This is a genomic window from Nostoc sp. CHAB 5836, assembly GCF_020829445.1.
Lineage (GTDB): Bacteria > Cyanobacteriota > Cyanobacteriia > Cyanobacteriales > Nostocaceae > Nostoc.
The window spans coordinates 33,323-45,012 of record NZ_JAIVFV010000044.1 but is presented as its reverse complement, the minus strand read 5'-3'; the positions used below and the strand labels follow the sequence as shown (position 1 = coordinate 45,012).

The 11,690-nt window shown below is 37.9% G+C and carries 6 protein-coding genes; 3 read left to right on the top strand and 3 right to left on the bottom strand.

Features of this window, described 5'->3' with window-relative positions; translation table 11 throughout:
- Positions 1-1,163, bottom strand: a 1,163-nt coding sequence (locus LC605_RS11620; RefSeq protein WP_229547693.1) for an AAA-like domain-containing protein, incomplete at its 3' end; no start/stop codon positions are given.
- A gap of 74 nt (positions 1,164-1,237) precedes the next feature.
- The gene (locus LC605_RS11615) at positions 1,238-2,536 is read right to left on the bottom strand and encodes an AAA-like domain-containing protein (protein ID WP_229547692.1); all 1,299 of its coding nucleotides are present in this window, start codon (positions 2,534-2,536) and stop codon (positions 1,238-1,240) included.
- 624 nt (positions 2,537-3,160) lie between these two features.
- Here LC605_RS11615 and LC605_RS11610 point away from each other — a divergent pair.
- On the top strand, positions 3,161-3,706 hold the full coding sequence (locus tag LC605_RS11610) for a COP23 domain-containing protein (protein ID WP_229547691.1): 546 nt from the start codon (positions 3,161-3,163) through the stop codon (positions 3,704-3,706).
- Positions 3,707-4,078: 372 nt separating this feature from the next.
- Positions 4,079-8,581: a serine protease gene (locus LC605_RS11605; RefSeq protein WP_229547690.1), complete on the top strand. Its 4,503-nt coding sequence runs from the start codon at positions 4,079-4,081 to the stop codon at positions 8,579-8,581.
- Between the two features lie 359 nt (positions 8,582-8,940).
- Here LC605_RS11605 and LC605_RS11600 read toward each other — a convergent pair whose 3' ends face one another.
- Complete coding sequence (locus LC605_RS11600) at positions 8,941-9,738, bottom strand: Uma2 family endonuclease (protein ID WP_229547689.1); 798 nt, start codon at positions 9,736-9,738, stop codon at positions 8,941-8,943.
- A 522-nt stretch (positions 9,739-10,260) separates the two neighbouring features.
- Between LC605_RS11600 and LC605_RS11595 the strand changes: the two genes are divergently transcribed.
- On the top strand, positions 10,261-11,472 hold the full coding sequence (locus LC605_RS11595; protein ID WP_229547688.1) for a trypsin-like peptidase domain-containing protein: 1,212 nt from the start codon (positions 10,261-10,263) through the stop codon (positions 11,470-11,472).
- Positions 11,473-11,690 lie beyond the last annotated feature (218 nt).

Sequence of the window (11,690 nt, the reverse complement as noted above, 5' to 3'; positions counted from 1 at the left end):
CTCGTTAGCCCTACCCCAAACAGGGTCAAATTAGGATTTTGCTGTATTCGCCGCCACAGATTCGGCGACTGGTTGGTTTGATCTGGGGCTAATTCTTCGTTTCCCTCTTGCCATTCTTCTGCTTGATAAATGGGGTTATATAATCTCAAATAGTTGTCTTTTTTGACTACCAAACCTGATAGCCTTAATTCGGTTTGTTCAGGAGTGCCATCTATAATAACTCCTTGACTTGAGTGTAAAACTTGCTGATATAATCCGAGTAATCTGCCAGCTTTTTGTTCATTTCGTAGCAGGCGATCGCGGATTGTTCGTAAATGCTCTGGTTCGTCTTGGGCTGACCAGTTTTGAATAATATAATGATCAACTAACTGAGCAACACTACTATAGCTATCTTCAGGATATTGCACAATTAAACTGCATAACTTCTGAGTAAGAAATGGTTGTCCAGCAGTCCAAGTTAAGACATCTTTTAATACCGCTTCTGGATCAGCTACCTGATCCGCCAACCCTGGAATTAAGGCATCTTTTGCCTCTGTAAAGCTAAACCCAGTTAGTTCTATTGAACTACCAATATTAAAGGGTGTGCGTTCTCTTTCTTGAATCAAATCTCCCGGTGTGGCTACCCCTAACAAACAAAAAGTTAAACGCTCATATTTAGGAAATTCAGCCCGGAGATTATAACAAGCACGAATTAAAGCAAAAAAATCATCTTTGAATTTACTTGAAATTAGGGTGTCAATTTCATCAATAAAAATCACAATATGGGATGTAAATTTATTTAGAAGTAATGACTCTAAAAGTAAGTTTAATCTCTGGCTCTCAGTCCAACAATCATGCTGTAACCACCAGCTATTCAAGTCTATGTCATCTATTTCAAAACTAGATAATAACTGATTGGCAAATCCTTTATACCATTTGGATGCACTGGTATGACTACCAAGGAGAGTTAAATCAATAGAAGCACATTTAATTCCGACTGCTCTAAGTTTTTTGATTGTTTGAACTCGCAAACTAGATTTACCCATTTGACGCGAGTTAAATACAAAACAATATTCCCCAGCTTTCAGCAGTTGAAAAATTTGTGCATCTGCTTTGCGGACAACATAGGTACGATGATTAGCATTTAAACTACCACCGACTTTATAATAGTTGTTAAATTCCATTTTCCCTCCGCGCTCTTGGCGTCTTGGCGGTTCGTTTAAAAAATTATGTTTTCCGGCTCATCAACCGAAACTTATTACAAGCGAACGCCAAAATATTGATGATACAATCGACAACGTGGCATGACATAATTATTGCTAAACTTAATCACCCCCATACTATCCAATTGATAAATTTGCCGATTTTTACGCTCTACTTTAATCCCTTGAGTATTAGATACTATCTCTTGAAATACCCTTCCCAACTCTTGATTTTCTTGAAATGTCTCTAAATGTCGGCGTAAGTGTTCGCTATAAATCCCCGTATCTGTAGTAGCCTGTTGTAGCAATTCTCTAATACTTGCATCCTGAGATACCAAATAATAAAGCGCTAACCGCACCAAATAAGGATGTCCCCCCACTAAAGACATAAGCGGAAGAATATTTTTACTATCCAATCCATGTCGAATAGCTAAACTCTTCACCTGTTCTTCAGTAAATTCTTCCAATTTAATTGGTAACCCGACATTAAAAGGAGATTGATTAATATCTAAACGTCCATAATCTTCCGTAGAATGTGCTACGATTATTCTTAATTTCTCCCATGTTTCTGACTCATTAGCATTTTCATTCCAATTACGCAACATCGGAAAAAAGTTTCCATAAATTTCTGGATATTCAAATAATTTATCTACCTCATCTAAAGCTAAAACTAAAACACCATCTAATTGTTTGAGTAAACTTTGAAATATTAAAGTACAATTCACCATACTGGGAGTATCTTTATCCCATAGAGATAATGGAGGTGCTGAAGGTAATTGATTAATGACATAAGCATAAAAACTGCGGAGAAAGTCATTAGCGTTCAGAAATTTATTTGCTTCTATTAAGCTAAAATTCAAATAAACTGTACTATAATTACTTTTCTTAGCTTCCGCGATAATTCTCTTCAGCAACGAAGTTTTACCCATTTGCTTAGGTGCTTTAATCCGAATTAGTGCGCCTGGTTCTTTCACCGCAATATAACAACGAGATTCAATGGGAGAACGTTCTTGATAAAAAGCAGAATTTAGTGGTTCCGGGCCTTCTGGAAAGCGGATATTCTGGATGATGTGTCCACATTTTTCTAAAGCTTTCACACTAACTAACTCTGGCTTGTATTTAGCGAATATTTCAATCAAATTACACCGATAATCTGGTTCAGTTTCCGGGGGAAAGCCAAATTTTGTAGAGATATTTCTTAGTTGATGGCTGGCTGTAGAACGATGAGTAGCACCAAGTTCTCTAGCTATCTGTTCATCTGTTTGTCCAGCTAAAAATGAAGGTAAAACCTTTTTCTGCTTTGGAGTTAATTCCTCTTGATATATTTTTTCAAATTTCTTTTGATTGATAACCATTTTTCTAGTTATATCCCATCTATATTTTGACCCCTCTCCAAACCTCTCCCCGTTGGCGTCAGCCTGTCGTTAGACAAGCGGAGAGAGGCTTTGAAACACAGTTTTATTTTTTCTATTTACAAACAATAATGGCAATGCCCGTAACACAGCCGAGATTTTGCTAAAAATGATACCATTATTTTGCCTTGATGCCAAATCAACGAATAGATAAATTCGAGCAATGTAGTTTTCAATCATAAGTGTCAAATCAATCAGGAATTTTTGGGCTACTTGACTTGGTGTCACTCATCGAGATTAGATTGTTTTAGTAGCAGTTATATTTCTCTAGCAACAAAATAATGTGGATGAAAACAAGACAAGTAGTGAGCATGAAGAAATTTCATATTTACTTTAGCAAGTCTCAGTTATAAACTGACAATGGTGAAGAAAACTTCACCTCAATATCTGTGAGACTAAAATAAATGAACTTTTTATCAAATATAGAGTTGTCTGTAAATTTGATTTTAAGATAAATCTCAAGAATCAAGTTTGATTTTTATTTGTACTGATTGTGCTGGTTTTGAGAAAATATCTGATACGCAATTATTTCAAAAGCCTTGTTTTTCCAGATTTACCAAGAAAATTATGCAACTCAAACCAATCATTTCTCTATTCACTGGCTGTGCTTTGACTGCTGTTTGCATTACTTCTATAGTTAGTCAAGCCAAAGCTGATGATGAAGTTCGTTTTATCTGTGCTTCGGGTTATGACCAAGCAACTAATCTACGCTTTCCTACTACTTATGCTTGGACGGAACGGGGGAAAATTGCCATTATACGTTGGAAATATGCGTGGTTTAATAGTCAGACTGTTACCCCAGAAGAGAGGTGTAAACAAGTATCGTCTCGATTCCAGACTGCTTACAACAATCAAAGTCTGGCTTATATCGCCAACGGTACTGAGAATAATCAACCAGTAATTTGCACAGCCAAACAAGAAGATGCTGCTTGCGATACCACACTGTTAACTCTACGACCTGAAGACGATCCTCTACAGATTCTCGATGATCTCAAAGACATTCTTAGAGGACGTGCCACTAAACCAGTAGAGCATAGTTCTAAACAACAACCAGTTTACTACAAAATTGACATCAATAAATTTCTGCAAACAGCCCCGGTTGAGAAGGAATAAGATCAATTTTGGCTAAATACAGCCTTGTAAAACTCTGCGTTCCTCTGCATTTCAAAATCAACCATCAATTCGCCACGATTTTATACAAAATACTAAATTTTGGCGTTGCTGATTGAAGGTATGAAAAACTCACGCAGAAGCGCAGAGAGTGTATACACAAGTCTGAAATAGTCTACTCATCTGGGTTTCGGCGTAAGTTTTACCCCACCCTAACCCTCCCCTTATAAAGGGGAGGGAACTAGATTTCCGGTTTCCCCCCTTTATAAGGGGGGATTAAGGGGGGTAGATTTAGGATACATTTGCAAAACTGAGATGCTCCTGAAGAATTTCTACTCTTATTAAGCAAAACCTGAATTTTATCTAAATACAAAAATGAACAAACTCAATTCGTTGATTATCGCCATCTTAAGCACTTGCTTCCTACTACCTATCACCGACGCGGCGACAGCCCAGCAATTAGCTAATCAACCTACTTCTGTATTGGCAAATAGTAGCTTATCCGCCGAAAAAATTCGTCAGTTAGCTCAAGCTGTGACTGTCAAAGTTTTAAGTAATCATAAAGGTGGAAGTGGAGTATTAATCAACAAACAAGGGACAACTTACACCGTCCTCAGCAATGCCCATGTTATTAGTAATAAGAAAAGCCATAGAATTCAAACACCTGATGGGAAAATATATATAGCTACAGTTATTAGTCAAGGTGATTCTTTAAAAGGTAATGATTTAGCCGTCTTACAGTTTAAATCTCAAGAAAACTATCAAATCGTCGCTTTAGCTAGCAACTCAAATATATCAGAAAATCAGTCAGTATTTGCTGCTGGCTTTCCTGAAGATAGTCCAGAATTAGTTATCAATAATGGTAAAATCTCCCTGTTATCTACTCAACCATTAGTTGGGGGTTATCAGATTGGTTATACCAACGAGATTAGACAAGGTATGAGTGGAGGGGCTTTATTAAATCAAGCAGGTGAATTAATCGGGATAAATGGATTAACAAACAATGCCATTTTAAATGAGGCTTATTCTTATCAAGATGGAACTCGACCGAGTGCTGAACTTGTTCAGCAATTGCGACAACTGAGTTTTGCCGTTCCCATTCAAACTTTAGCCAAAGTTGCACCCAATTTAGCAATTATTCCTCCACAATGGCGCAATCAGCAACAAGCTACAAGACCAACAGGTAACACATTCGTTGATAAAGTTGATCGTATTGCTCAACAGATTACTGTAAGAATTGATTCCAAAAATAATGGCAATGGTTCAGGAGTAATTATTGCTAAACAAGGTGATACTTACTATGTAGTCACTGCACTTCATGTAGTAAAAAATCTAGATAATTATGAAATTATTGCCCCAGATGGCAAGCAGTATGCAGTACAGCCGGAGAATATTGTTAAGCCAGAGGGATTAGACTTAGCACTTGTTAAGTTTACTAGCAATCAAACTTATGCAGTTGCCACAATTGCTAAATATAACCTGTATTATTCCTGGGGAAAAAAAACCTGGATATTTCTCTCTGGATTTCCTCAACAAGCAGCAGGAAAAAGAAAACTGACAGCAGGGTTTCGTAGTTATAACAGAGCATCAATATTTATTCGTGCAGAAAGCTTAGATTATTTAAATAATCTTATTGATGCAGGTTACGACTTGGGTTACACAAATCTGACACAACCTGGAATGAGTGGGGGAGCAGTATTAGATGCACTAGGACAAGTAATTGGCATTAATACAAGTATTGAACCCAAAGGAATGGGGGAAAAACAAGAATTAGGGTTAGGTTTAGGAGTCCCAATTAATAGCATTTTCGGTTTGCTGACAAAATCTGGATTGAAACCAGAACTGTTAAAGGTAGTAACTCAAGTACCCCCTAAACTAACAGAAACAGAAATTAATACACTAAAAAATCATCCTTTATTTGTTACTCAAAAGCCTTCACAAAATGCTACTGAGTACGATTGGCTAAATTATGGTAATCAATTGTGGCGTTTAGAGAAATACTCGGAATCTGTGGCAGCTTTCGAGCAAGCAATTAAGCTCAAACCAGATTTTTATGAAGCTTATTTTGCTCTTGGTGTAAGGGAATATGCCCAGGAAAAATATCCACAAGCCTTAGTAGCTTTCGAGCAAGCAATCAAAATTAACCCCGATTATGATAAAGTTTGGTTTTACAAATCTCAAACACTATACTATTTTGAAAAATACCCAGAGGCACTAGCAGCAATTGACAAGGCAATTGAATACAATAGTAGCAATGTTGGCTATTATGTACAACGCGGTCTGGTACTTAGCGAATCAAAACGCTACCCGGAAGCTCTCGCGGCGGTGACTAAAGCAATTGAGATGAAACCGCTATATTCATTCTACCGATTACGGGCTATTATCCGCAGTAAATCGAAAGATTATCAAGCAGCATTAGCAGATTATAACCAAGCGATTAAACTCCAACCTGATGATGCTATGAACTATTATTCACGGGCTGCTTTTTATTCTTGGTATTTGTTAAATTCTCAAGCAGCACTGGCAGATTTTAATCAAGTTATTAAACTTCAACCTGATGATGCTTATGGCTATCAAGCACGGGGTAATGTTTATTTCCAGTTAAAAAATTATCAAGCAGCGTTAGCAGATTCTAATCAAGCAATTAAACTCTATAGTCAAGAGATTAAACTCCAACCTGATAATGCTAGTAACTATAGTTCACGGGGTGATGTTTATTCGCGGTTAGAGAATTATCAAGCGGCATTAGCAGATTTTAATCAAGCGATTAAACTCGAACCTGATGATGCTAGTAACTATAGTTCACGGGGTTATGTTTATTTTGAGTTAAACAATTATCAAGCAGCATTAGCAGATTTTAATCAAGCGATTAAACTTCATGATGAGTATAACGTGTCTATCGTGTATTTGGGACGGGCTATGTTTTATTTCCAGTTAAACAATTATCAAGCAGCATTAGCAGATTTTAATCAAGCGATTAAACTTGAATCCGATCGTGCTATTTCCTATAGGTTCCGGGGTGTTGTTTATTCGCGGTTAGAGAATTATCAAGCAGCATTAACAGATTTTAATCAAGCGATTAAACTTCAACCTGATGATGCTGAGGGCTATACATGGCGCGGCGATCTTTATTTGAAGTTAAAAAATAATCAAGCAGCATTAGCAGATTTTAATCAAGCGATTAAACTTCAACCTAATGATGCTAATAGCTATAGATCACGGGGCGATGTTTATTTAGAATTGAAAAATCATCAAGCAGCACTTACAGATTTTAATCAAGCAATTAAACTCTATAGTCAAGCGATTCAACTGCAACCTGCTAATAGCTATAGATTGCGGGGTAATGTTTATTCAACCTTAAAAAATAATCAAGCAGCATTAGCAGATTACAATCAAGCAATTAAACTCCAACCTGATGATGCTAGTAACTATAGATTGCGGGGTGGTGTTTATTCAACCTTAAAAAATAATCAAGCAGCATTAGCAGATTACAATCAAGCGATTAAACTCGAACCTGATAATGCTGATAGCTATAGATTGCGGGGTAATGTTTATTCGCGGTTAAGAAATAATCAAGCAGCATTAGCAGATTATAATCAAGCAATTAAACTCGAACCTGATAATGCTGATAGCTATAGATTGCGGGGTATTGTTTATTCGCTGTTAAAAAATTATCAAGCAGAATTAGCAGATTATAATCAAGCAATTAAACTCGAACCTGATGATGCTAGTAACTATCGTTCACGGGGTAGTGTTTATTCGCTGTTAGAAAATTATCAAGCAGCATTAGCAGATTATAATCAAGCGATTAAACTTGAACCTGATAATGCTGATGGCTATAGTTCACGGGGCGATGTTTATTTAAATTTGAAAAATAATCAAGCAGCACTTACAGATTTTAATCAAGTAATTAAACTCTATAGTCAAGAGATTAAACTCCAACCTGATAATGCTAGTAATTATCGTTCACGGGGTAAGGTTTATTCGCAGTTAAAAAATCATCAAGCAGCATTAGCAGATTTTAATCAAGCGATTAAACTCAAACCTGATGATCCTAGTAACTATAGTTCACGGGGTGATGTTTATTCGGACTTAAAAAATTATCAAGCAGCACTTGCAGATTTTAATCAAGTGATTAAGTTCCAACCTGATGATCCTAGTAACTATCGTTCACGGGGTGATGTTCATGTTAAGTTAAACAATTATCAAGTAGCATTAGCAGATTATAATCAAGCGATTAAACTCCAACCTGATAATGTCAACGCCTACTTTTTCCGGGGCAATGTTCATGTTAAGTTAAAAGATTATCAGGGAGCATTAGCAGATTTTAATCAAGGAATTAAACTCCAACCTGATAATGCCAACGCCTACTTTTTGCGGGGTTATGTTCATGTTGATTTAAAAGATTATCAGAGAGCATTAGCAGATTTTAATCAAGCAGTTAAACTCCAACCTGATAATGCTAACGCCTACTTTTGGCGGGGCGTTATGTACCAGAAACAAGGTAATGATAATGCCGCATTAACAGATTATAATCAGGCGATCGCTAAAGATGGAAAATTAGTAGCACCTATCATCAATATTGGCAACATCAAATACGAAGAAGGAGATATAGAAGGAGCAATACAGCAGTGGGAAAAAGCAGTTCAAATTAATGGTAGTGTAGCAGAACCACAAATGGCATTAGCCGTTGCTTTATATGCCAAAGGTGAGGAACAAAAAGCTTTAAACATGGCACAAGCAGCACTGCGCTTGGATAAAAGCTGGGCTAATGTTGAAGTTCTCAAACAAAATCTTTGGGGGACGCGCTTGGTTGCAGAAGCACAAAAACTATTTTCTCATCCTACTATCCAAGCATTGCGAACAAAGCAGCCTTAAACACAGGCATTGAGAACAAGATCCCCGACTTCTCTAAGAGGATGTTTGAAAAGTCCTCTTGTCGGTAACAAAACGTTTTAGATCCCCCTAAATCCCCCGATAAATTGGGGGACTTTGATTCTTCCCCCTTTTTAAGGGGGGCTAGGGCGTGTTTTCAAACCTTTCTTTAAGCACCTCAGTCTTTGGAGATCCCCCCAACCCCCCTTAAGAAGGGGGGCTTTTAGAGTTTCTTTTTCCCCCCTTCTTAAGGGGGGCTAGGGGGGATCAACAAGTACCTAAAATCACAGTCAAATACTTTTCAAACAACCTCTAAGAAGTCGGGGATCTGAGTGTACTACACAAAATAATTGTTATGTTTTCTACTCAAACGGGGGCAAATTATTGGGGTCAATACCCTGAGATTGTAAATAAGCAATCAGTCGTTCTTTTTGCTGGCGTTCTTGTTGGGCGCGTTGACGTTCTTGTTCGGCACGTTGGCGTTCTTGTTCAGTTCTTTGGCGTTCTTGTTCAATCTGTTCCACAGCCCAAGGTAACAAATTACCAGTTTCATCCCACCAGCGCAACCAATAACCAGTACGAGTTTCTTTTGTTCCTTGCCATGTTCCCAAAAATAAGCCCATTGTATCAATCCAATGACGACCATTTTCGTCGGGTAGTTTTAACTCATAGCGTTGATTCTCCAGTTGATAAAATTCCAATAAACCGCCATCTGGTTCAAAAATTATGTAGATGGGAATCTGCAAAATTTGCTCGTAGAAAAACCATTTCCCTGGTGGATAAGTTCGCTTCACCGAATATTCTCCACCCTCAGTATCGGATAGAAATTCCATCGTGATCGCCGGGATATCTCCTTCTAAATTTGGTGTATAACTTTTGCGATCGCCCACAACTTGATTAACCGATGGAATATAAACCCAGTCAGGTGCTTTAAGTATTAATTGCTCATTGACAGTCGCACAAAGACCAAAATTTGAGGCGATCAACATCTGGGGTTGGATGAATCCGCTGATTTCTAAGCTTTCACGCAAAGCACCAGCCAAAATTGGCTGACCGGTATTCTCCACTGGTTCATCCTCTAATTTAAAATCTTTGGGTAAGGCTGACCAAGTTATTACCAATTTATTTGACGATTTGGCTTCGCCCAGTTGGGTTGCCATAAACACATCATGAATGTAAGTTTATTCTTCAATTGTATCAACATCCATTGCAACCTACTCTTAAACCTCTCTCTGGGCAATACTGCTCGGTTAAGCCCAAAAACCTTAACCCGTGTAGGTTGGGTTGAGGAACGAAACCCAACCTACAGGGGGGCTTTGTTGGGTTTCGCAGAGCCTCAACCCAACCTACGATTTTCCAAAACCTACGCAGTATTGTCTCTCTGGGGGTCTAGGAGTAGCCTCAGACTGAAGTCTGTTAGCGAAACTGAAGCTGATAATGTTGAAAAAAACTTCACTCAAATAGTCTAATATCTTCCATTGGTGAATTTATTCTCAAATTGCGAGTTGGTTTGGTGAATCAGAATAAGATACTTGCTAGTAGAAGAAGTAAAATATTTTATCTCTCACGCAGAAGCGCAGAGAAGAGTAGGAAAAGAACGATTTTTAAAACTGTCTTGTGAGCATAAAGCACGTAGATTTTTTGTTGCTAAGATTATTTCACTTATTAAGGATGGTTGAAAAATGAACAGAAAATTTTTAACAATAGGAACTTCAGCAATTCTGACAACTTTTATTGGGGGAGTTTGTATTAGTAGTTTATTTTGTTGTCAACGACCTGCTATTGCCAAAAGCCCTCAAGAATGTGAACTTATTTTATTAGGCAAACAGGCTGAAAAAATCAAATCAACTATTATTGTCGCCGAAAATTCTGAAGAACAAAACCGGGTTCAGCTATATGCAAAAGCGAGTTCATCTGTAGTTGCGATCGCCACTGGTTTCGGACATGGTAGTGGTTTTATTGTCAGTCCAGATGGTCTAGTTTTAACTAATGCTCACGTTGTCCAAGATAGTGCTAAAACTGTTGCAATCGTGCTAGCTGATGGCACACAAGTTTTAGCTGATGTGGTTGGTTTTGCATCTGGAGGTTTAGATTTAGCCGCACTCAAGATTCGCAATCAAAAAAATCTACCCTACCTGCGTTTAGCTACTCCTGGTTCAGCACGAGTAGGTCAATCTGTCTATGCTATTGGTACTCCCCTGAGTCTGGAATTACAAAATACTTTGACTTATGGTGTTATCAGTCGCATTGATCCAAAATTGGGCTTAATTCAACATGATGCAGCTGTAAATCCCGGCAATTCCGGAGGGCCATTGCTCAACTCTAATGGGCAGGTAATTGGTGTCAACAGTGCAATTTTCAATGATACCGAAATTAAAAGATTTATTGGCATTAGTTTTGCAATTCCTACAGAATTAATCCAGCCTTTTTTGGTAGCTGTGGAACAAGGTAATGCTCAGTTAGCAAGTGGACGTCAACCACCTAGTAATAATGAAGATACCGATTTACCCTTGGATGGTAAAGTTGTACAAGCGAGTCTGAAAAATGGCGATCGCACTTTACCAAACAACAGTTATTTTCATACTTATGTCTTTGAAGGCAAAGCAGGTCAACAGGTGACTATTGAGATGAATAGTCAGCAAATAGACCCTCATTTGTACTTGCTACTTCCTGCTAAACAACGGTTATTGGCGGAAAATGATGACATTTCTCCCAAGGATTTTAATGCTAGATTGACTGTTACTTTACCAGAAAATGGTATCTATTATCTCTTGGCTAACACTTTTGAAGCCGGAGAGTCTGGTAGTTACAGTTTACGGGCAGCGATATCAAAGCCTCTTGACAAAGGACTTACAGCCTTAACTTGTCACCAATGCGCCGCACCTGTCACATAGCTAGTAACAAATTAGACTTTTCAAACATCCTTTTATCCAAAACTCTTGTAGAGACGTAGCAGTGCTACGTCTCTACATTTTCTACTTGATATTCTTTAATAGGACTTACGCAATAACTCTCTGAAACTCTTATTCCTTTGTGTCTTTTGCGTCCTTCTCCCTTGGCGCTAGTAGTCCACCAGAGCAACTTTGATGGGTGAATAAGTTCGTAGTAAGGA

Bases quoted from the DNA above. Each gene is read 5' to 3' on its own strand.
- LC605_RS11615 (WP_229547692.1), bottom strand. From the start codon at position 2,536: ATGGTTATCAATCAAAAGAAATTTGAAAAAATATATCAAGAGGAATTA.
- LC605_RS11595 (WP_229547688.1), top strand. From the start codon at position 10,261: ATGAACAGAAAATTTTTAACAATAGGAACTTCAGCAATTCTGACAACT.
- LC605_RS11610 (WP_229547691.1), top strand. From the start codon at position 3,161: ATGCAACTCAAACCAATCATTTCTCTATTCACTGGCTGTGCTTTGACT.
- LC605_RS11605 (WP_229547690.1), top strand. From the start codon at position 4,079: ATGAACAAACTCAATTCGTTGATTATCGCCATCTTAAGCACTTGCTTC.
- LC605_RS11600 (WP_229547689.1), bottom strand. From the start codon at position 9,738: ATGGCAACCCAACTGGGCGAAGCCAAATCGTCAAATAAATTGGTAATA.